Source organism: Ignavigranum ruoffiae, assembly GCF_023195815.2.
Classification (GTDB): Bacteria; Bacillota; Bacilli; order Lactobacillales; family Aerococcaceae; genus Ignavigranum; species Ignavigranum ruoffiae.
The window spans coordinates 1,383,888-1,407,094 of sequence record NZ_CP096206.2 but is presented as its reverse complement, the minus strand read 5'-3'; the positions used below and the strand labels follow the sequence as shown (position 1 = coordinate 1,407,094).

At 41.1% G+C, this 23,207-nt stretch carries 18 protein-coding genes; 15 read left to right on the top strand and 3 right to left on the bottom strand.

Annotated features, from left to right (window positions below):
* Positions 1 to 2 precede the first annotated feature (2 nt).
* Positions 3 to 1,538, bottom strand: a complete 1,536-nt coding sequence (locus M0R79_RS06610) for a ClC family H(+)/Cl(-) exchange transporter (protein ID WP_248415926.1) — start codon at positions 1,536 to 1,538, stop codon at positions 3 to 5.
* A 304-nt stretch (positions 1,539 to 1,842) separates the two neighbouring features.
* Between M0R79_RS06610 and M0R79_RS06605 the strand changes: the two genes are divergently transcribed.
* The 7 genes from M0R79_RS06605 to M0R79_RS06575 all read left to right on the top strand — a co-directional run bounded on the left by M0R79_RS06605 (position 1,843) and on the right by M0R79_RS06575 (position 8,850).
* Positions 1,843 to 3,309, top strand: coding sequence for an ABC transporter substrate-binding protein/permease (locus tag M0R79_RS06605; protein ID WP_248415927.1), 1,467 nt, complete (start codon positions 1,843 to 1,845; stop codon positions 3,307 to 3,309).
* On the top strand, positions 3,310 to 4,038 hold the full coding sequence (locus M0R79_RS06600; RefSeq protein ID WP_310795406.1) for an amino acid ABC transporter ATP-binding protein: 729 nt from the start codon (positions 3,310 to 3,312) through the stop codon (positions 4,036 to 4,038). It begins immediately after the preceding gene.
* A gap of 328 nt (positions 4,039 to 4,366) precedes the next feature.
* A complete protein-coding gene (locus tag M0R79_RS06595; protein ID WP_248415928.1) occupies positions 4,367 to 5,284 on the top strand; it encodes a phosphate/phosphite/phosphonate ABC transporter substrate-binding protein in 918 nt (305 codons plus the stop codon).
* A gap of 88 nt (positions 5,285 to 5,372) precedes the next feature.
* A complete protein-coding gene (gene phnC / locus M0R79_RS06590; protein ID WP_248415929.1) occupies positions 5,373 to 6,137 on the top strand; it encodes a phosphonate ABC transporter ATP-binding protein in 765 nt (254 codons plus the stop codon).
* Complete coding sequence (phnE, locus tag M0R79_RS06585) at positions 6,134 to 6,913, top strand: phosphonate ABC transporter, permease protein PhnE (RefSeq protein ID WP_248415930.1); 780 nt, start codon at positions 6,134 to 6,136, stop codon at positions 6,911 to 6,913. Before phnC ends, phnE (M0R79_RS06585) begins: the two co-directional genes overlap by 4 nt.
* Positions 6,913 to 7,683: a phosphonate ABC transporter, permease protein PhnE gene (phnE, locus tag M0R79_RS06580; RefSeq protein WP_248415931.1), complete on the top strand. Its 771-nt coding sequence runs from the start codon at positions 6,913 to 6,915 to the stop codon at positions 7,681 to 7,683. Before phnE (M0R79_RS06585) ends, phnE (M0R79_RS06580) begins: the two co-directional genes overlap by 1 nt.
* A 12-nt stretch (positions 7,684 to 7,695) precedes the next feature.
* Positions 7,696 to 8,850 carry a metallophosphoesterase gene (locus M0R79_RS06575; RefSeq protein ID WP_248415932.1) on the top strand — a complete coding sequence of 385 codons (1,155 nt, stop codon included), beginning with the start codon at positions 7,696 to 7,698 and terminating at the stop codon, positions 8,848 to 8,850.
* An 88-nt stretch (positions 8,851 to 8,938) separates the two neighbouring features.
* Here M0R79_RS06575 and M0R79_RS06570 read toward each other — a convergent pair whose 3' ends face one another.
* The gene (locus M0R79_RS06570; RefSeq protein ID WP_200793404.1) at positions 8,939 to 10,396 is read right to left on the bottom strand and encodes an NCS2 family permease; all 1,458 of its coding nucleotides are present in this window, start codon (positions 10,394 to 10,396) and stop codon (positions 8,939 to 8,941) included.
* A gap of 179 nt (positions 10,397 to 10,575) precedes the next feature.
* On the opposite strand from M0R79_RS06570, the gene M0R79_RS06565 reads away from it, so the two are divergent.
* Positions 10,576 to 11,637 (top strand): hypothetical protein, encoded by a 1,062-nt coding sequence (locus M0R79_RS06565; protein ID WP_248415933.1) that lies wholly within the window; start codon positions 10,576 to 10,578, stop codon positions 11,635 to 11,637.
* 532 nt (positions 11,638 to 12,169) lie between these two features.
* Here the strand turns inward: M0R79_RS06565 and M0R79_RS06560 are convergent.
* Positions 12,170 to 12,748, bottom strand: coding sequence for a TetR/AcrR family transcriptional regulator (locus M0R79_RS06560; protein WP_248415934.1), 579 nt, complete (start codon positions 12,746 to 12,748; stop codon positions 12,170 to 12,172).
* Positions 12,749 to 12,893: 145 nt separating this feature from the next.
* Between M0R79_RS06560 and M0R79_RS06555 the strand changes: the two genes are divergently transcribed.
* The 7 genes from M0R79_RS06555 to M0R79_RS06525 all read left to right on the top strand — a co-directional run bounded on the left by M0R79_RS06555 (position 12,894) and on the right by M0R79_RS06525 (position 23,149).
* Positions 12,894 to 14,072, top strand: coding sequence for a class I SAM-dependent rRNA methyltransferase (locus tag M0R79_RS06555; RefSeq protein WP_259560390.1), 1,179 nt, complete (start codon positions 12,894 to 12,896; stop codon positions 14,070 to 14,072).
* A gap of 9 nt (positions 14,073 to 14,081) precedes the next feature.
* Positions 14,082 to 14,783, top strand: coding sequence for an ABC transporter ATP-binding protein (locus M0R79_RS06550; RefSeq protein WP_248415936.1), 702 nt, complete (start codon positions 14,082 to 14,084; stop codon positions 14,781 to 14,783).
* A gap of 34 nt (positions 14,784 to 14,817) precedes the next feature.
* Positions 14,818 to 18,681: an FtsX-like permease family protein gene (locus M0R79_RS06545; protein WP_248415937.1), complete on the top strand. Its 3,864-nt coding sequence runs from the start codon at positions 14,818 to 14,820 to the stop codon at positions 18,679 to 18,681.
* 81 nt (positions 18,682 to 18,762) lie between these two features.
* On the top strand, positions 18,763 to 20,574 hold the full coding sequence (locus M0R79_RS06540; protein ID WP_092570546.1) for a serine hydrolase: 1,812 nt from the start codon (positions 18,763 to 18,765) through the stop codon (positions 20,572 to 20,574).
* A gap of 101 nt (positions 20,575 to 20,675) precedes the next feature.
* Positions 20,676 to 21,200: a hypothetical protein gene (locus M0R79_RS06535; RefSeq protein WP_092570544.1), complete on the top strand. Its 525-nt coding sequence runs from the start codon at positions 20,676 to 20,678 to the stop codon at positions 21,198 to 21,200.
* Between the two features lie 224 nt (positions 21,201 to 21,424).
* Positions 21,425 to 21,913, top strand: a complete 489-nt coding sequence (locus M0R79_RS06530; protein WP_248415938.1) for a glycoside hydrolase family 73 protein — start codon at positions 21,425 to 21,427, stop codon at positions 21,911 to 21,913.
* Between the two features lie 93 nt (positions 21,914 to 22,006).
* Complete coding sequence (locus tag M0R79_RS06525; protein WP_092570540.1) at positions 22,007 to 23,149, top strand: ATP-grasp domain-containing protein; 1,143 nt, start codon at positions 22,007 to 22,009, stop codon at positions 23,147 to 23,149.
* The last annotated feature ends 58 nt before the right edge of the window (positions 23,150 to 23,207 follow it).

Sequence of the window (23,207 nt, the reverse complement as noted above, 5' to 3'; positions counted from 1 at the left end):
TTTTAACTTTGGAAATAGGAAATAACTTTTTCGGCATCGGATTTGGCGAAAGCGACGTAAATTAAATCACCGGGTAGAAGCACATCGGATCCGTTTGGGATAAAGCTTTGTTCTTCGCGAATGACTATGACAATTTGGAAGGGACAATCCAGGGTTAGATCCTTGATCAATAATGAGGCCTGGCGATCAGAGTGACTGATTTGAATCGGCGAGATAATTATTTGTTGATGATCATGGATTTGTAATTGATCACGTTCGATTCGTCGGAGTAGATTGCTGTATAAGGTATGATAGACTGGTTGAGAATTTAATAAATCAGCGGTCACCATGGCGATGAAAGCGACGATGGCAATATTAATGAAATGATTTAAAGAGCCAGTCATTTCGGTAATTAAGAGAATTGACATCAGGGGTGCTCGAACTACCGAAGTCAGCACACCGGCCATGGCCAGAATCATGAAATTAATCAAATAGGTGTCTTGATCTTGGGGCGTTAGACTGCTTTGAGCAATAATATTTCCCAGCGTTGCGCCCAAGACTAAGACAGGGAGAAAGATGCCCCCTTGGACACCTGAATTATAACAAAGAATGGTTAAGATCATTTTTACGGTAAGAATTAGGGCTAGAAAGGCGAGACTGAAGTGTCGAGTGGACATTTCTTCGATCCAGTGATGGCCACCACCAAGCACTTCTGGCAAGGTGTAACCTAGTGCCAAGACGATGAAACTGGTCAAGATGATAATAGTGTAAGGCTTCAACTTACTCTTGGCTAACAGTTGGCGGCCTTGTTCCAATAAAGTATTGAAGGCAACACCTACAATTCCCGAAGCTAAGCCGAGTATAATTAATAAATACCACCAATCCAAGGGCAGGTTCTGATTAATGGCGAATGAGAAAGAGTATTCCAGACCCATTAATTTAAAGGAAACGAAGTTGGCTACCAGACTGGCTACCATGCTGGGCACGATAATGGCTGCTGATAGGGTGCCATACATTTCCTCTAAGGTGAACAGAACGCCAGCCAGAGGTGCATTGAAAGCCGCAGATAATCCAGCCGAGGCACCAGCTGTGATTAGAAATTTACGGGAAAGGCTAGGTACTTTGAAGACTTGACTCAACCATTTGCCAGCCATACCTCCAATTTGAATTGAGGGGCCTTCTCTTCCTAGGCTAAAACCAATCAGACTGTTTAATGATCCACCGAAAAATTTACTTATGATAGTTGGCCAAGCCGCTTGATCAATATGATTCATAATTTCTGCTTTAATTTGCGGGATACCAGATCCATTCGAAAAAGGAGCCCATTGTAATAAACGTCGTAGAATATAGGCAATCAATAAGATAGCCAGTCCATACAAGATAAGATAGAATAAACTTGTCTGACTATATAAAATATGTCGATAGCTTTCAAATTGACTAATCACAAAGCGATAAGCAATCGAAGTTAAGCCAGCGACGAGTCCAATGATGGCCCCTAAAACCATCAGGATTGGTAGCGAGGGTTGTGACTCTAAGGTATTTGTGGGACCGGATTGCATCGAATTCCTCCTTTAGAACATACATTTCCATTTTAGCATAAGTTGATAGCGCGTGGGAAAATTGATTTCACTCATAGTCATAAATCTTGCGACCTGACTAGGCAAGTGATAGAATTAATCTTGTGTTAGCGCTTCTAACATAGGACGTCTGTTTTGCAGGCGTCTTTTTTTGCTTTCGCTTGATTAAGATTAGATTAAAATAAGAAAAAATCCACAGAAACTCATATATATTTCATATTATAGTGTATATCTTTTGCTTTTTTTAATTTTATTCTTTAAAATTTTTAACAAGAGGTGGATTTATGTGAATACTAAAAGTAAAAAACACAAAAAAAGTAAAAAAATCGGGTCGGTCTTGTCTTGTTGGATCTTATTCATTTTTGGTTTAAGTCTGATATTGCCCGCTAGTCAAGCACTTGCCCAAGAGAAAAAGACGTACAGTGTGATTACCTCTACAGATTATAGTCCATTTGAATTTACTGATGAAAATGGTGAATTAATTGGAATTGATATTGAGATTCTGGAAGCTATTGCTGAAGATCAAGGTTTTGAGATAGAGTACAAGATTATGCCTTTTTCATCAGGGCTGCAAGCTTTGGAATCTAAACAGGCTGACGGTATGATTGATGGCATGGGAATCACTGATGAAAGAAAACAATCCTTTGACTTTTCTGATCCTTACTTTGAAGCAGGTTCCATGTTTGCCGTTGATGCCAAAAGCGATATTCAAAAACTTGAAGATTTGAAAGGCAAGCAGGTTGCGACCAAAATTGGTTCACAAGGGGCCGATATTGCCGAGCGCTTGAAAGATCAATATGGTTACAAAGTGACCAAATTTGAAGATTCGGTCAATATGTATCAAGATGTAATTTCTGGAAATAGTCATGCCGTGATTGAAGACTACCCGGTCATGGCCTATGCGGTCAATACAGGAACCATTGATTTACGCCTAATTGGTGAAGAAATCGAAAAGATGCCTTTTGGCTTCGCAGTGAGTAAAGGCGAAAATAAGGAACTGCTAGAAATGTTTAATGCTGGTTTGAAATCGATTAAGGATTCCGGTAAATATGACGAAATCCTCGATAGATATATTGGTGCCGAAGCCGATGAAACGGTGGATAATTCCTTCTTCGGTCAATTAAAGGGAAATTTACCTGCCTTGATGAGAGGTTTATATAAGACAATTCTGATTACCTTTGCTTCTTTATTCTTTGCCTTTGTATTAGGAATTCTATTAGGGATGATGCGAAATTCAGAAAATACAGTCCTGTCAACCATTGCTTTAGTCTATATTGATTTGATGCGGGGCTTGCCACTGCTAGTACTGGCTTTCTTTATCTACTTCGGGATCCCTCAGATGACTGGCATCAAATTCGCCACCCCAGTCGCAGGCATCTTAACGCTGGGCTTAAACGCAGCAGCCTATATTGCTGAAATTGTTCGTGGTGGGATTCAAGCCATCCCGGTCGGTCAGATGGAAGCAGGGCGTTCACTAGGTCTAAGTAAGAAGACAACCATGAGGAAAATTATCTTACCTCAGGCTTTAAAAGTGATGGTGCCGTCTTTTATTAACCAATTTGTCATTACTCTAAAAGATACCTCGATTCTATCCATTATTGGCCTGGTCGAACTCACCCAGACCGGACGAATTATCATTGCCCGTACTTACCAATCAGGATCAATTTGGTTAATTGTTGGTTTGATCTATGTCATTCTGATTACGATTCTTACGAAGATTTCCAACCGTCTAGAAAGAGAGTTGATGGTTTAAATGTCGATAGTAGAAGTAAAACAATTAAAGAAATCATTTGGTGAGCATGAAGTCTTAAAGTCAATTGATTTAGAAGTTGAAGAGGGTGAAGTGGTCTGTATTATCGGCCCATCGGGATCGGGCAAATCAACCCTACTTCGTTGTCTGAACCGTCTGGAAGACATCCAAGGGGGATCAGTCTTGATTAAGGGAGAAGATATTACTTCTGCCGATGTAGATATTAATAAAGTCCGCGAGCATATTGGTATGGTCTTCCAACACTTTAATCTTTTCCCTCATTTATCGATCTTGGACAACATTAGCCTAGCTCCGGTAGAATTAGGTAAGATGTCTGAGAAAGAGGCCGAAGATTATGCGCGAGAATTATTAGAAACAGTTGACCTCTCTGATAAGGTTGATGCTTATCCGCGTTCGCTCTCAGGAGGTCAGAAGCAACGGGTGGCCATTGCTCGAGCCTTGGCGATGAAACCAGACATTATGCTGTTTGACGAACCAACTTCCGCCCTCGACCCGGAGATGGTCGGCGATGTTCTCGCTGTCATGCAGAATCTAGCTAATGAAGGGATGACCATGATTGTGGTAACACATGAAATGGGCTTCGCCCGTGAAGTTGCTGACCGGGTGGTCTTTATGGAAGAAGGTTATGTGGTTGAAGTAAACACTCCTGATCAATTATTTAATCAACCTAAAGAAGAACGAACCAAAGAGTTCCTTGATAAAGTCTTATAAGTCAAAGAATAGTCAAAACTTAATACTTAATTTAACAAATGAACCGAATGGTTACTCAATATATGAATCAACCCATCAAGTAAGGAACAACCTTTTCCTGGAAATTGCTTAGCAAAATCCACTGAAAAAATTAAAGTCCAAACTTAAAGATTCTGATCATTGATAACCGTTCGGTTATTTATATTGATTAAATGAAGCTTGCTTTGTTTAAAAAAGTATTGAAACTTAAATTATTTTTAGCCTTTGCCAAAGATTTACAAAAGATTTACTTAAAATTAATAATTCCTACTTATAATAAAGGTATCAATTAAAAAAAGGGGAATAATTCATGGGTAAAAAATCTTTCTTATCGATCGTTTCTCTGGTGCTGATTGCTATTGTATTCGTTGCTACTGGTTTAAATTTCAAGGCTGAAGCTGAAGAGAAAGCTCTTGAAGTTCAATTTGTACCAACTAATAATGATGGATCGATGCAGGCTAAGGCAGAACCTTTCGCTAAATATTTAAGTGAGAAATTAGGACGGGAAGTGAATGTCACCTTAGCCACTGATTATTCAACTATTGTTCAAGCGATGGCTTCTGGTCAAGTGGATATCGGTATTATGCCACCAGCTGCTTATACGCAAGCACGCGAGATGGGAGCAGCTGAAGCATTATTGACCTCTGTTTTGGGAGCATTTGATGACGAAACTGGTGAACCCTTAGAGGGTGAAACGACCGGATCATTCCGAGCTGAGATTTTAGTCAAGGCAGACAGTGATCTGAAAGATGTCAAAGATTTAGTGGGCAAGAACATTGCGACCTTAAATCCTAGCTCTGCTTCCGGTTATATCTATCCGATTGCTGAATTAAAAAACCAAGGAATTGATTTAGTCAGTGAAGCTAACTTAACCGTGGTGAACGATATTCCATCAATGATTACGGCGATTTTAAATGGTCAACAAGATGCCGGCTTTTCTTTCCAAGGTACGCGCTATGTTTTCTCTAAGGCTTTCCCAGATAATAAACTTCCAGAAGATTTAAAAGTATTATATTTATCTGAAGGGGAAATCCCTAATGATGCGATTGCAGTTCAACCAAAGATGGATGCTGATTTGAAAGAGAAAGTAAAACAAACTTTCTTGGAGATGAATCAGTCTGATGAAGGTAAAGATATTATGGCCTTATGGAATCACTTAGGTTATGTTGAAGCTGATGAGTCGGTTTATGACACAGTGGTTGAATATACCAAGATCGCTGCTGAATAAAGAATCATTTATCAAAGCTTTGTTTCTCATTTGGCAGGGTCTGTCAAATGAGATTTTTTTGTGAATTTATCAGGATAAGGAGCTTAGAATGATAGAATTAAGACATGTAAGCAAGGTGTACGCCAATGGTGTGCGCGGTTTGGACCAGATTAATTTGACCATTAACCAAGGCGAATTTGTGGCGGTAATCGGTTCTTCGGGAGCTGGGAAAAGTACGCTGTTACGTACGATAAATCGTCTCATTGAAGTCAGTGATGGGGAAGTCTTTATCAATGGTCAGTCCTTGACTCAAGCTCGAGGTCGTGAACTTAGAGAAATCCGACGTAATATTGGTATGATTTTTCAACAATTTCAATTGATTAAACGTCATACCGTTCAGAAGAATGTCATTTCAGGTCGTCTAGGTTACTACAATAACTTACAGACTTTACTGGGTTGGTATCGTTCAACTGATTATCAAAAGGTTATCGAAGCGTTAAAACTAGTTGGCTTAGAGGATAAGTTAAAGGAACGATCTCGTAACTTATCAGGAGGCCAACAACAAAGAGTGTCCATCGCTCGGGCTATTGTCCAAGAAGCGGAAATTATCTTGGCGGATGAACCCGTGGCTTCGCTCGATCCGGTTATTGCTGAGAGTGTTATGAAAGATTTCCAACGTTTAAATCAGAAATATGGTCGAACCATTGTGATTAACCTCCATTCTATTGACTTGGCACGTCGCTATGCCAGTCGTATTATTGGCATGCAATCGGGACGGATTGTATTTGACGGTCCAGTTCAGGATGCAGATGATGCGCGCCTGGAAGAAATTTATGGGCAAAGTCTCTGGCTAAGGGAAGTGGCTTCGAAATGAGATTGAAAGATACTATCCATGATCGTTTAGGTCTTCATCTGTTAGGTTTGTTAGGCCTATTAGTCATTCTTTATTATAGTCAACACAACTTAGCGGCCGATTGGCGGGAGGTGTTGGATAATCGGCAACAATTCCAGCTTTTCTTATCCTCTTTTATGAACCCGGACTGGGCTTATTTTCCCAAACTTATTGACCCAGTAATCGATACGCTAGCCATGGCGGTGGTGGGAACGTTTCTAGGATCTATATTAGCTATTCCGATAGCCTTCCTCGCAACACCGATGGTCTCTCAACTGTTAGCTTTGTCGGCCATTATTCGCTCAATCTTTGCCGTGATTCGGACCATTCCTAACTTATTATTAGCAGCCTTATTTGTTGCCATTATCGGTATTGGACCAGCTACGGGAGTTCTCACGATTGCTGTCTTTACTTTTGGGATGGTTTCTCAATTGATTTATGGAAGTATTGAAACGCTTGATGCGCAAACGCTTGAAGCGGATCAGGCGGTAGGAGCGAGTAGAATGCAAATTGCTTGTAATTCGGTATGGCCTCAAGTCGAGCATGACATTTATTCTTATTGCCTATACGCCTTCGAGGTGAATATTCGAGCTTCAGCGATTTTGGGTTATGTGGGTGCCGGTGGTTTAGGGGTGGTTCTGCAGACAAATTTAGGTTTTTTCAAATATGATCGCGTTTCTCTAATTATTTTGGTTGTTCTGTTAATTGTGTTGCTGACGGATGGGCTGAGTTATTATCTCAGAAAAGAGGTGCTCTGATGTCTCGGAAAAAATTTGGATTATCGATTATTTTTATCTGTGTGCTCGTCCTAACTTTCATGCGGATTGATTTTTCTAATATGACTTTAGTACATTGGCGTGATTTACGGCATATTGTAAGTGGTTTGATGCAACCTGAGTGGACCTACCTCTATGATGGTAGCCAAGAAGATTTATTGAGTTTGATGATTGAGACGATAAATATTGCTTTTTTTGGAACAGTATTAGGGTCGATCTTAGCCTTTCCCTTAGCACTCTTAGCTTCTAAGCGAATAACAGGTCGTAAATTGCAGAGTTTATCGAGCGTGATTAAAGGATTTTTTGCTTTTTTAAGGGCGATTCCTGCTTTAATCTATGGGATTCTTTTTGTTAGAATTGTGGGTCCTGGCCCCTTTGCCGGAGCTTTGGCCCTAAGTATCCAAGTGGTGGGTATGGTTGGTAAGTTAGTCGCCGAGGCTTGTGATCAAATTGAATGGCAACCGATTGAAGCTTTTGAAGCGAGTGGGGCCAGTGCTTGGCAAGTTTTTCAATATGCAAAGCTTCCCCAAATTGTGGCTAAGACCTTCACATATATTTTGACTCATTTTGAAATTAATGTCCGAAGTGCTACTGTGCTTGGTTTAGTGGGGGCGGGCGGTATCGGAGCGCCGATTATTTTTGCTTTACAGCAACGCGATTGGTCCAAAGTTAGTATTATTCTCTTATCGATTATTTTCGTGGTCTTACTGATCGACTACTTGAATGCTATCTTACGTCATAAGCTAAAATAAGGGGGAAATATTATGATTAGGATTGTGGCGACCACTGATATTCATGGCTTCCTTGATCGAGGCTTGTATGAATTAGCTAAACCCAGTTTTCGCGCAGGGATCGATATTTTTATTGATAATGGTGATTTCTTCACGGGTAGCCCCTTGGCCAGCTACTTTGCTAAGACTAATCAAATCTCCCCCTTGGTCAATGTAGCCAATGATTTGGCTTTTGATGCGATGGTCATCGGAAACCACGACTTAGATTATGGTCTGGCTTGGTTGAAGACACAGGTAGTAGCTATAGACATGCCTTATCTTGCTGCCAATGTCTTTGATCGATCAGGTCAAGCTTGCTTTGATGCTTATATCATTCGAGAAATTCGTGGATACAAGGTGGCAATGATTGGCGTTCTCAATAGTGAATGTCGGCAAACCATGCCCCATGCTCATAGTTTAGAAGTCTTTATCGAAGACCCACTGATTAGCGTGGGCCGACTGATTGACCAACTGGAAGGGAGGGTCGATCTGATTCTAATAGCCTACCACGGGGGCTTGATTAAAGATTTGAGACAACATCGATTATGGACCTACCCGAATCAAGCTGACCAAGCTCATGAATTCTTAGAAAGTTATCCAGCAGTGAAGGGTTTAATTTGTGGTCATCAGCACTTCACTTATAGTCAGATTATTCCTACCGGTCAAGCGATTATTCAGGCCGGTAGTCAGGGAAGTTGTTATGGCGAATTATTATGGTCAGAGCAAGGCGGTTGGCTTGAAGCAAGGATTCATCCTTTGAAAGACCATCCTTGGCCACTTGAGGATCGACAAGCTTTCGCAGATTGGTTTCATTCTCCCGCTGATTATCAAGATGGATTACAGACTCTGAGAGAAATTTTCCCGGATCAGTGGGTTTATTGGGATTTATCGGCAGAGACTTGGGCTGATTTATATCAGGCAATCCCCCAACCCTTCTCTTTAGCTAAATACCTATTTAATAAAGAAGAATTTAACCAAGTCATAGTTAAGCGAGGAGCACATTTGTTGCCAGCGCAAGCTGCCGATGTTCAGGGAAATTTCAAAGAAGTTCTTAGTCTTGCCGGAAATTTACCGAGCAAGTACTGTCGACAAAGATTAATCTTTCCTCTGTTCGATTTCTTAGTCAACTCAGGTCGCTATTTAGCTTGAAGGGTTGTCATCATTATTTGTCGCTGTTAAATTTATTATTTATCGTATAAAAAAAGAAGCACCTCATGTGCTTCTTGCAAGTGAATACCTATAGAATGGCTAGAATACCATAATTCAATAGGAAGAGGATAATCGAAATCCACATTAATGGATGTAAATCCTTGGCTTCGCCTTTACATAATTTAATCAAACCATAGGTAATGAAGCCAGCTGCAATCCCATTTGAGATAGAGTAGGCTAAGCCCATAAAGATGGCGGTAAAGAAAGAAGGGACCGCTATCGAGAAGTCATCCCATTCAATTTCTTTGATTGAAGCTAACATCAAGATGCCGACAATAATCAAGGCTGGGGCAGTGGCCGCAGCAGGGACTAAGCTAAGAAATGGCGCTAGGAACATCGCTAATAAGAACATCACTGCGGTGGAGATTGAAGTTAATCCTGTTCGTCCACCCGCACCAATTCCAGCAGCAGACTCAACATAAGTGGTTGTATTTGAGGTTCCTAATAAGGCGCCAAAGAAAGTTCCAATCGCATCGCCAAACAAGGCCTTATCCATCTTAGAATCAAATCCCGTTGAATTCTCTAGGTCTTGAATATCTTGACTGGTGAAAATACCTGTTTTTAGACCAGTACCGATAAAGGTACCAATCGTGTCAAAGATATCGGATAATGAGAAAGCAAAGATGGTCATTAAGACAATCGGTAAGCGGGTTAAATCACTGAATAAGGATGGTAAACCAGCTGGGGTAAATATCACGAGGAAGGTTTGACCTAATTCGCCAAAGGCATTACCCAACGAATTCTCAGCCATATTTAGACTGGATAAATCAGTCACGCCCATTGGAATAGCAATAATCGAAGTCAATAGAATACCAATCAGAATAGCACCTTTAACATTGCGAATCATTAGTATAACGGTGATGGCGAGTCCTAAGAGTGCTAAGAATACCGATGGATTATTAAATTTAATCAATTCAGGCACAATGGCTGAATTAGTTAAGACGGTATAAACACCTTCCGGGAAAGAAGTCGCATCGGCAGGACCACCATTGATTGAAACGATATTCGGTGCATCAGAAATAAATTGGAGCAGTCCAGCATTTTTAATCCCAATATAGCCAATAAAGACACCAATTCCTGCTGAAATCGCATGTTGTAAGAATTCTGGGATGGCCCGAATTAATTCCTTGCGGACTTTGGTTACAGTGATTAGAATATTAAATAGACCACAAATAAAGACCATGGATAAAGCTTCTTGCCAAGTAAAACCTAAACTGAATACGACGGTGTAGGTAAAGAATGCATTCAGTCCCATTCCGGGTGCTAAGGCATAAGGAACATTGGCGAATAAACCGATAAATAATGTCGAAATGGCTGAAGCAAATAAAGTTGCCAGAAAGATTGCCTGACTTGGCATCCCTGTTTGTGATAGAATAGCAGGGTTGACAAAAAGAATATATGACATCGCTAAGAATGTGGTAATCCCAGCCATAATTTCCGTGGAAACGGAAGTGTTGTTTTCCTTTAGTTTAAAGAAATTTTCCAAAAATTTTCCCTCCAATGATTAATTTGTAGGCTGAGTATACCACGATTTAAAAGAGGCAAGTGAAAATAACTAATATTAATAATTTTTTCAGGATTAATGTTCGTGTTTTTGCTGAGAGCGATGGCAATATTGTTTGAGAAAAGAGGATGATGATGGGAAAGAGATTAAGGGGTTTCTGCTTGGCATTATTGATGCTTTGTCCTGTTTTTATAGAACCCATTCAAGTTCATAGCCAAGTGCTGCTGGTTAGTAAGTTCCAGCAAATGAAATCCATTGAACAAACTTTGGCCAAAATTCGGCGTCTGGACCAATATCAAGTCCAATATCAATTAAAGAATCAAAATACTGGTGAATTCTTATTATATGGCCGGGCTTTAGTCGATCAAAAACATGGGGCGATGGACCTAAGATTAGATTTCTATCCGGCAACCCAGGAGAGTTCACTTGCTGAGACATCTCAACAACCTTATACTTATCACTTGTTAAGTTTTCAAGATTTACAAAGAAACTACCTAGCCCTGGATTCGTTAATTCAGCCGAGTTTTGTCAGTGGGTTGACCTTTCAGCAAATCGGTCAGACATTCCCCTTGGAAGAGACTTTTGTAAGTATTCCGAGCAGAGGAAATTCTGACTTGCTTGTGAGTCAATTGACGCCATCTTTGCAGCTTCTACCTTCTTTGAACCAAGTTAGAAATTTTAAACCTTATCAAGTGATTCGAGCCATTCAAGATCAACGTCTAGGCATTCGCAGTCAACGTTTAGGGATTCCTGATGGAATATTAAATTTTGATCAAACGGTATCTTTTTACCAAAGAACAGATTATTTGTCGGATGAAGTGGCGGGACAGAATTTAAATGTAGAAGCTGGTCTCGAATGGCAGGCGCATCGACCATTTATTTCTTGGGGTTTACAGCTGAATGGTCGGCTAAATCAATTTCAGGCGGTTGATCAGGTGGGCCACATGATCTATCAATACCAGTCGAAGACGGTTTCTGATAAATTAACCCAGTATACCTTCTTGGTGGATCCTGACATGTTAACTTATCAGGCGGATTTTGTGGGTTTGGTGGAAGATTTTGATTTAAATATTTTTGATCATGAAACGGCCAAGTATCGAACGCATAATTATCAGTTGAGTGTTTATGTGGAACCATTGGCTGAACCACTCGTTGAGGAAAGTGACTTAAATAGCTTAAGTCTGGAGGATTTGAACCAGGAATTGAGTTTGCTGACGGATTAATTAATGTAGTAAAAATTAATAAAATTCAATAAACTGTTTGAGATCTAAGCATATTTTGCTTAGGTCTTTTTTATTAAGTGTAAGCACCATCAGGGCACCGTCTTCCGCTTATATTATAAGCTCCAGACTTACTTTTACGACTCAGTCCCTAAAAGTCGAAGACTTCAAGGGACTGATGAGAGTAAAGTATGCTAATCCGATGGTTCTAACACTTCTATAAAAATAAGGCCCTAAGCTATTCATTTAATCTCAAATTAATGGCTTTAAAATATGAATGATCATCGAACAAAAAATCTACGAATCAGTTGACAGGCAAGTAACCGTCCTTCAAAGCATGAGGCTTTTCCGGACTAGAACCACTAGACAAGTTCTAAGCGACAAGTCGTTAAGTACTTGTAAGCTGCGTGGATCTTCTATTTCTTGCGTGTCATACTGATTCGTATTTTTTTATATGATTTGGATTTCTACGTGGCCTATCACCATAGATATCTAAGGAATGTTGCTAAATATTCAGTTGCTTTTAAAAAATCGATTATGAGTCTTGGTTATCTGATTTTGGATGAAAAAACTGATGAAGTCCTTGGTCAGTTAGGCTGGATGGAATCATTTGTTGGCAGAGCTGGGCCAGGTCCTCGGGTAATAAATTAAAATCACTTTCAACCCAAGCCAACATTATATTATAGGTCAGGCCGATGATTCCGCGGATATAATATTGCTGTTGTTGGCTAATTTCTTGGTCTTTAGGAACAAATAATTGGTTCAAGTAATGGAGAATTTCACTTTGACTTTGATGATTTAGAATAATTCGAACCAGATCCTGATGTTGATGGATATAGGTAAAGAATTTCAACCAGAAGTCCTGCCAGCGACCTGCTTGGATATAGTGGTAGGAATTTTGCAGAAATTCGGCTAAGAAGCTATGGATGATATCTTGATAGAGGGCCAAGAGCGAGGGGTAATTGCGATAATATGCCATTCGGGAAACGCCAGCTTTTTGACAAAGTTGAGTGACCTTAATTTGATGAAGTGGAGTGTCATGCATTAATTGTAGCAAAGCGGTACGTAAAGACTCTTTGCTTAGTTCTAGATTATTTTTGTTCGAACTTGTCATTGGTTCACATCCTTTACAAAATGGCTAGGATTGTCACAGCAGCGGGCTCGAGTCTTGTACTCAAATCATGTTGATGTTACAATTGTAACATCGGATCGATTATAACACGAATAGGAGATTGGGGAAAGTTATGACAACTTACAAAATGAAGTCTGAAGCTAGTCAAAAGATTCTTCAGGGATATAAATTAATTACAGAAGAGGATTTCCTAAGCGGTCAGGGCATAGAAAATGAGGAAGAGGGTCAACGCATTACTTTGACTCAAGCGAACGGAAAAATTTTAGCCCAGGCGATTGTGGGTCGTCAGCATAAGGGCTTTGCCTGGATTTATAGTACTCGCGCAGACCAATATTTTACTCGAGAATTCTTCGAGTATTGTCTTGTCCAAGCCATTGATCAACGTTTTGCAAGTTTTGATTTACAAAAGACCAATGCTTTTCGTCTATTTAATGGTGAAGGGGATGGAGTAGGTGGCTTTACCCTAGATTATTATGATGGGTATTTACAAATAAATTGGTATTCACGGGGAATCTATGCCTATCGTCAATGGTTAAACCATTATTTGCAAGCCAGTCCCTATGATTTCAAAGGGTGTTATCAGACGCTGCGTTTCGATTTGACTGGCGATGAAGCAGCCATCCAACATCTTTGGGGCGATCAGGCCCCTCAACCCTTGATGATTTTAGAAAATGGGGTATCTTTTGCGATTTATCTGGGTCAGGACTGGATGACCGGTATTTTTACCGATCAACGAGATGTGCGTTTATTTATTAGCCAACAGGCTCAAGGCGAGTCTTTGTTAAATTTATTTGCTTATACGGGGGCTTTTTCACTAGTGGCTGCTTTAGCCGGTATTGAGAAGACGGTTTCTGTAGATGTGGCGAATCGGAGTCGTCAAGGGATTACTGATAATTTTAGTTTGAATGGTATCAATCTCGCCGAAAGCGACCATGAAATTCGAATCATGGATGTGTTTGATTATTTACGTTATGCCAAAAGACATCAACTTCAATTCGATTGGGTGGTTTGCGACCCACCAACTTACGCCCGCACTAAAAAATATGTTTTCTCAGCTGATCGAGATTACCCTAGCTTGGCTGAAGAATTATTCACCCTGACTAAGCCAGGGGGGATGACCGTCATTTCTACCAATCACAGTGGCTATGATAGTAACGATTTCCGTCAAGAGATGATTGAAGTCGCCAATCAGCATCCAGGGAAATGTCAATTAATTCAATCCTTTGATCTGCCTGAAGACTACCCGACCAGTGAAGATCCGCAAAGTCAATACTTGAAAGTCTTAGTATTTTATCGGACTTGTTAGGAGGTTCGTATGGCCTATATTGAATTTATTGATGTGACAAGAGAATATCGTACCGGTGATATTGTGACCAAGGCCAATGACCGAGTTTCTTTTACAATTGAGCAGGGGGAGTTTGCCGTAATCCTAGGCCCTTCAGGAGCAGGTAAATCGACAACCCTGAATCTATTAGGCGGGATGGATCATCCAACTTCGGGCGAAATATGGGTCGATGGTCAGGATATTTCCGATTACTCTGATAAAGAGTTAACTAAATTCCGCCGTGAAAATATCGGTTTTGTCTTTCAAAATTACAATTTAGTACCCAATCTGACCGCCCGCGAGAATGTAGAACTGTCGATTCAAATCTCAAAAAGTCGTGCAGATGCTGATCAAGTGCTTCAACAATGTGGCTTAGGCCACCGTTTGGATAATTTCCCGGCCCAATTATCAGGGGGCGAACAACAACGGGTTTCGATTGCCCGAGCCATCGCCAGTCAGCCGAAGTTACTCTTGGCTGATGAACCTACTGGGGCTTTAGATTTTGAAACGGGACAACAGGTGTTGGCATTATTGCAGGAAATGGGTGCTCAATTTAATACGACGGTTGTGGTCATCACTCACAACTCGACGATTGCCCAAATGGCCCACCGAGTAATTCGGATTAATGACGGTAAAGTCAGTGAGATTGAGCAGGTGGACCATCCTAAACGTGTGGAAGAAATAAAATGGTAGTGTGTTATTTTCAAGTAGAAAGGAGGGGAAGAAGATGCTATGGAAAGATGTCTGGCGGGAGATTAAATTGTCCTTTCCCCGCTTTTTATCGATATTGGCGATTATTGCCTTGGGGGTTGCCTTTTTTATAGGGATTAAGGCTGCAGGGCCGTCGATGATTGCGACCAGTCAGAAGTATTTCCGCGAAAATCATCTTCCCCATGGTCAAGTTCAAGGAACTTATGGCATTAATCAAGCAGATTTAGACTTATTGGCCCAAGTGGAGGTCGATTGGTTGCCAATCAGTTCGGCTCGTGTGAATTTGACGCCAGGTGATTTAACGGTCAAGGTCTACCCCTTAGCCAAGGATCCTCAGCAGAATTTCTTTAAACTCAACAAAGGAAGATGGCCCCAAGCAGATAATGAAATTGCTTTGGATAGTCAATTATTGGATTATTATCAGGACAATCAAGATCTGACGGTCAATTTAGGTGATTGGATTGATTTAACTAATAAATCGAAAGAGAGCGCAGACGACCAGGCACCCCATTTGAAGCAAGAACGCTTTAAGGTAGTTGGTTTCGTTGAGAGTCCCATTTATTTCGAACGGACAAACCGCGGTAATGAGTCGATTGATATTTTTGCCCTTTCGACAGCCGAGGCGATTCAAGCGGATATTTATACGGATGCCTTCTTTTGGGATCGTTATTTAAGTAATCAAAAAGCTTATGAAAGCAGCTGGGAAGATCGACTTAAACAAGACAAAGAAGCAATCAATAAAGCACTCGATGGTCGAGGTGAGGCCAAGTTGAGTCAGTTGACCCAGGAGGCTGAAGAAGAGTTAGCCAAGCAAGAAGCCGAACTTGAACAAGCTTCATCAGAACTGGAAAGTGGCGAAGAGGCTTTAAGACAGCAAGGAAGTGATTTGCATTCGGCTAGTTTGGCAATTCAACAGGGTCGAGCCGATTTACAAGCCGGTCAAGCAAGAATTGACCAGGGTTGGCAGGCCTATCAACAAGGCTATCAAGAATATCATCAGGGTGCTCAAGAAATAGCCAAACAAGAACAGGTTTTGAATGGCTATGAAGCTTCATATCAAGAAGGACTCGGCCAATATCAATTGGCCGAGAGTTTATTAAATGGTGGTCTTGCCGAGATAATTGCTAATCTGACTCAGCATCAGACTGAACTAGAATCTGGTTTAGCGGCACTAGAATCTGGTCGCCAACAGCTAGAATTTGGTCAAGCGACTTATGAGTCGGCTCGCTCAGCCATTGAGGCTCAACTTAAAGACCTCTTACCTGCTGGCATTGACAATCTTGCCGAGTTGGAATCTTTAGTCAATGATTATCCTGGCCTCATTGATCAAATCAAACGCCAAATTGAAACCTTGCAATCGGAACAAGCCGATAATTCGACCACCGATTTGCCTAACGCTTCGACTGATTTAGCTAAGTTAGAAGCAGAACGGGCCCAGTTAGCCGATCAAATTGAATTCTTGTTAAGTCAAGCAGGGAATCAAGATGAAACCGGATCAGGCGAAGAAGCTGACTCAGCAATCGACCAAGCTACATTGGATCAGATGATGGCTGAATTACAGGCGCTTGATCAAGAAATATTAGAGGCTTATGCAGCTTTAGAAGAGAGTCAAATTCAAGAGAATAATTCTCAAGCGTTGGCGAATCAATTGGCTAGTTTATTAGAGCAACTCGATCAAGTCCAAATTGAATCCATCCGTCAAAGTGACTTGTACCAAACTTGGCAAAGTCGAATTCAGGATTTCATCCAAGGGAAAGATGCACTAGAGAGTAGCTGGCAAGAATATTATAGCCAGAAAGAACAGCTCGACCAGGCTAGCCAGGAATTAGCCTCAGCTTGGCAAGAAATTGCTTCCTATCAGCAATTATCACCCAGCGTGCTTGAGAGCGCCAGCCGGGAATTGGAAGCAGGTCGCTTGCAATTAGAGAGTGGGCGGAACGCCTTAGCTGCAGGTTATGATCAATTGGCAGTAGCTTGGCAACAACTGGTGGACGCCCAGGCTCAAATAGAAGCGGGTCAAGCTTCTTTAGCAGAGGGGCGCCAGCAACTTTCGGCGGCCGAAAGAGACTATCAGTCTGGTCAAAATGCCTATCAATCTGCATCAAAGGAATTCGCTTCAACTTATCCTGAAGCCCTAGCTCAGATTGAATCTGGCCAGCAGGCGCTAGAATCAGCCCGTGAAGACTTACGAAAATTGTTAACACCAGAGTTTTTAATTAAACTGAGTCAAGAAGACTCTGTCTATTTGAGTGTCCGTGACAATGCCAATCAACTCAATGTGATTTCTAATATTTTCCCTATGTTTTTTTTATTCATTGCGGTACTGGTTAGCTTTACTACCGTGAAGCGGATGACCACTGAACAGCGAAATTTCATGGGAACCTTGAAACAACTAGGATTTGCTGATCTGGACATTTTGAAGAAGTTTGTTATCTATGCTGGATTAGCTACCCTTTTAGGAACGTTGATTGGTCTAGCTAGTGGTTATGCAATTTTTCCTAATGTCATTCTCAAAGCTTACAATATCATGTTTCTGTTCGATCAACCCGTCATTGTCTATTCAATGGGCTGGATTTTGGCCGTGTCGGCGATTGCCTTAGCGACAGGACTAATCCCAGCCATTGCTTCACCCAAACAATTACTTAAAGAGACGCCAGCTTCACTATTGAGGCCCCCAGCCCCAAGATCAGGGAAGAAAATTCTCTTAGAGCGAATTTCACTAATTTGGCGCGCTTTATCCTTTAAGAGCAAGATGACCGTGCGTAATTTGATTCGCTACAAGGGACGCAATGCCATGACGCTCTTAGGGGTGGCGGGTTGTACCATGTTAATTGTGACTGGATTTGGTATTTCCAATACCATTTCGGGGATTATCGATCAGCAGTTTAAGCAAATTCAGACTTTTGATGCGATTGTTATCTTGGATGAAGGAGCCGAAGCTGAAGAAGTTCAGCAAATAGAAGATAAATTAAAGCAAAATCAAGAAATAAATAACTACGTGCCAATTTATCAAGCCACTATCCAAAGTCGCCTCGATCAGATTAGCAATCAAGAGATTAATTTGATTGTTCCGCTGGATCAGGATTTAACCAGCTTTAACCAACTAGTTCATCTTCACCGTCGGCAAACTCCGGATCAACAACTTGCTTTGAAACCAGGTCAAATTTATATCAGTGAACGATTAGAAGAATTTGTCAAGAGTCAGGAACGAGGACGGCTACCTATTAGTTACGGTAACCTCCAACAAGAAATTCCGGTCAAGGCGGTTACAGAGAATTACATTGGTCATTATATGTATATGACGGCGGATGATTATCGCAAATACATGTTAGAAGAACCGGTAGTGAATGCCTTTTATTTGGATTATCGTAGTCAAAATCATCGTCAAGTTAAAGAAGCTTTAATGAACGAAGAGACCGTTCTGACCGTCTTTGAAATTTCGGATTTAGCATCTGGCATTGAAAGTTCCTTGGGGAGTCTGGATTTAATTACGGTCGTCCTGATCGTCTCTGCAGCTGGCTTGGCTTTTGTCGTCCTTTATAATCTTACCAACATCAATATCCAGGAACGGATGAAAGAGTTAGCGACGATTAAGGTCTTAGGGTTTTATAGTCACGAAGTCAGTCTGTATATTTATGATGAAATATTGGTCTTGACCCTCTTAGGATCTGGTCTGGGTATGGCCATGGGCTATGGTTTGACTCATTTTATAATGAAGACGATGCAGCTCAATGATGTGCTCTTCTACCCACGAGTCCATCTACTAAGTTATCTTTATTCATTCTTACTTACGATTCTGTTCTCAGCGATTGTCATGGCCGTTATGCATCGAAAGATTCGACATATTGATATGGTTGAGGCCTTGAAGGCGGTAGAATAGACCATTTCTAACTGACAAAAGTCAAGTGAATATGCTACAATAAAGAGGAATATATCGAGGAAAATACAGGAGGTTTTTTGTATGCAGTGTCCAAATTGTGGACGTAAAGTCCGGAGTAAACATCAATGCGCCCATTGTGGTTATGTATTTGGTAGCGATGATAAGATTGAAAGTCAAGAGACTACCCCCCTTGAAGAAAGTCCTAAAACAAGAGAATTTGAAGAAGTTACCATCGTACCTAAGACACCTCGTAAGAAAGCCTCTGGCGTCGGTAAATTTATTTGGGGGCTGTTCAAACTCTTACTGATGGTCTTACTGGTGTTTTTGGCATTTATGTTTGGACCTCAATTATTTAAACGCGCTGAACAATTCTTTAATGGGTCACCTCAAGTTGCCCAAGCCCCAACCAAAGAATCTGAAACAAGTGAAGAAGCGGCTTCTCAATCAGCAGAAGAAGCGACGACCCAGGCTGGTCAAGAAGCGACAAGTGAAGCCAGTCAAAGTGAGGCGGCCGATCTGGTATTGAAAGATAGCCAGGTCAATCTAGATAAGTTCCCGATTGTGCAAGTGAATTTAGACCTCGAGGGACCGGTGGATAAGATTAGTCGCGATACTTTTAGTTTTAAATTGATGAGCAATGGTCAAGAAAAAGTGATTGAAGATGAATATTCTTTAATTAAAGAAGGCAATCGCCTGACCATCTCTTTCAATGATCCAAGTGCAGATGTCTTATCGAATGGTAACCAAGAACAAAATTTAGTGATTGAAGCCAAGGATTTGAATTTCAAAGAAAGTCTAAGCTATAAGTTACCTAAGAACAATTTGGATCAAGCTCAACTCGATCAGTTTAATGAAATCTATGACCAAGTAGCCGGCACCAACCAAAAAGTTTCTGCGATGATTAAAGAAGTCGGTTCAGATCAAGACGGGGCTCTTGTCTACGATAGTCAATCAGTGGATGCTGATGCGATGATTGCTTGGTTTATTCTTGAACGAGTGTATCAAGCCGTCGACCAAGATAGCTTGACCATGGACCAAACAATTCCATTAAATGAACAACTGATTGCCGAAGGCGATCAAGGTGAATTTGCCCAAGCTGAACCTGAAAGTGAATATTCAGTAGAATCGCTTGTTCGCTTGGTCGTTCAGCAACAAGATGTGACCGCGATGAATCACCTGATTCAAGCGACGGGGGGTCCTAATGACTTCAATCTTTGGTTAAATGAATCAAATTACTTTGGAACGAAAGTGACCAATAAGTTGGCCAGCGATGAGACTGGAAGTATCCAAGGTGCTGTGACCAATGTCAAGGACATTGTGCTATTGCTAGAAAAGCTGGCACAAGATCAATTAATCAATGAGACAACTGACCAACAATTGAAAGAAGCCTTGCTTCAAACGCCAATCTCACGCAAGTATCCAGAAGAGAACCTAACTGACGTCCGTCGTCGTTATGAGATTACTTCCGTTGATGATAATAGTAAACAACAATATTATTCAGCGATCCTTGAAGGAGAAGATAAAACTTATGTCTTAGTCATTCTCGCTTCAGAAATGGAAGATGCTGAAGCCAGTGTAGATAGTATTCGCCAAGCCGTGCAAGATAGTATGAAACTATTAACTACGGGTGAAGTCACTTCAACCGAAGAAGAGACCACAAGCGAAGAAAGTACGGAACAAACTGAGGCGACAAGTCAGAATGCTCAGGTTGAAATTATTGGTGAAGAACCGGCCGTGACCGCTGAGCCAACGCCACAATACTCTGAGCAATATGTGGAAGGTCGAGGCAATGTCTCCTTACCTGTCATTACAGATGAAGCAGGGAATCCGATTCCAGTCACCTGGTTCTGGAATGAAGCCACTCAAAGTTATCAATATACTTCAGGAAATTAATTCTGTGACTACAAAGAATCCGGCTTCGTGCCGGTTTCTTTTTGCATCATACACTTTCAGGGTGTATAATTAATTAAAAATACACGTAAAAGGTGATGAATATGAATAAATCTTTAATTGATATTGTCGTTCGGGCGATTAACGAAAAGTATATCAGTGAGAAAGCTTTTTATACGGAAAAGTTGGGCATCTCGCCTCAGTCCTGGGACCGCTGGAAGAAGGGCGAACAAGGGCTAAAATATGAGAACGTTCAAATTCTCTCAACCCTCTTTACCGATTATGAATGGATGCTCGTACAAAAAGTCGTCCGCAATTCAGAAATTATGCCTGGGATGATTGACCCGGTCAGCGAATACCATTTCTTGAAATATCAAATTGGCAAGACTTGGATGAATCATGGCAATGCTCGGGTCGAATGGGCTCAAACCGAAGAGAATGAAGAAGACAGTCTACGCCGTTCCAACATGGTCATTCTGCGGGTGATTGCTGATTACAATTTCTGGGGTTATAATGATATTATTGAGTATCGTTTGCCTGGAGTCATTCAACAACAAATTGGTCATGATGAGATCCGCTTACTCCAATGGTTCGATGATGAAAGTGAAAAACTAAAAGACAAAGATTAAGAGTGATGCCGATGCCGACAAAAAAGGCAAAAACTTATAAACGTAAAACCATTAAGAAAAGACCCAGACAACATCCGCTGATAAAAAAATGGAAAAAATTTAAGCCGAAATTTCTCCAAAAAATCGGCTGTTTGACTATTTTTTTATTTGTTCTGCTGGGTCTCTTTCTTGTGCTGGTTTTTAAATGGATAAATTTTAGCCCGGGTCAAAATCAAGATCCACAGATGATAACCTATCAACAACAGGCAAATTTTATTGAAGAAATTGCTCCAATCGCCCAAACTTTGCAGAAAGAATACGGGATACTCGCCAGTATCTCCATGGCCCAAGCCGCTTTGGAATCTAATTTTGGCGAAAGTCAGTTATCAGCCCAATATCATAATCTATATGGGGTAAAGACGGAAGCTTCTGATCCAGCAGGGGTGGATTTACCCACTTTAGAATTCATTGATGGCGAAATGACTGAGATGGAGGATCGCTTCAAAGTCTATCCAGATTGGGCTAGTTCGATGCGAGCCCATGCTGAATTAATCTATTATGGTACAACCTGGGATCCCAATTATTATCAGGCAGTCAAAGTGGGCAAAGATTATCAGAGTCAAGCTCAGGGCTTGGCTGAGGCGGGCTATGCAACCGATCCTGATTATGCCCAGAAGTTAATTGATATGATTGAAACTTGGCAACTTGATCAATATGATCAGACTAGTCCCTAATAATTCAAAGTAGAGTCAATAAATTCATTAAGATATCCTTACAAAAAGGATTAGATATGCTAAAATAATAAAGATATTAATGGAGGTGACACGATGGCGCAGAGACATTATCCCGGGGAAACCATTGGAATTATTGGAGAATCGATTTCCTCGGCTATATTAGCACAAGAAGCAGGAAGATTGGGCTATCGTGTAGGAAACTTAGTCATTCATGAAGATAATCCGATTCGTCAATTTGCCTCATGGCAGGTGGTCGTCAATACCCTTGATCAAGAAACCTTAGAATATTTTGCCAGTCGGGTAGACTTAGTCGTCGTCGAAAAAGGGTTATTAACTAACCAACAATTTAATATATTGGCCCAACAGACGGACTTAACCTTGTCGGAAGATTTGCGGGCGATTACGACCGACCGACTTATCGAGAAAGCCTATCTAGATGCCCATCGTATTCTGGTTGCGCCTTTCTCCTTAGTGACCTCGTTAACAGATATTAAAGAAGCCATTGAATATATTGGCTTCCCAGCTGTGCTGAAATCGAGTCAACGCCACTTGCAAGATGCCAAGGAACACGTCTTCCTCTATTCTACTGAGGATTATCCACAAGCTGAAGAAAAATTACAGCGGGGGTCATGTATCCTTGAATCTTGGATTCCTACTGAAAAACGAGTATCGCTCACAGCCGTCCGTAATGAACGGGGAGAAATTTTAATCTATCCAATCTTTGAGATTGTCAACCAAGGTTTTGCTTCGGGAGAACAAGTTCGCTATCCAGCTCAAGTGGATGAATATATTACTCAAGAGATGTTTCGAATAGCCCATCAATTGGCTGACGATCTTCATTTGATTGGCTCTTTGACGCTGACCTTCTTGGTTACTGCGGCAGGCGTGATTTATCTCAATGGAGCTAGCATCGGTCTTTCCAGTGAAGCCATGTTCACCATTGGCTCAATGTCGGTGTCGCATTTTGAAGCGACCATCCGAGCCTATGTTGGCTTACCTTTACCAAAATTAAGGATTCAACATCCGGCAGCCATCTCATACCCATTAGAAGCCTTGAACAAAGAGTCAGTCATGACTCAATATATGTTGAGAACCGACTGGGGGTTTGCCTTATTTAATTCCTACTTGTCGGCTAGTCCAAATTTGTTAGGCCAAGTCGTGGTTACTGGGGATTCACTAGAGAGCTGTCAAAGACAAGTTGAAATTACCAATCTATTAGCAGAGTCATCACTTTAAACGGTGTACAAAGGGTACATCGTTTTATTATTTTAGGAGGAATATATCGTGACAACGG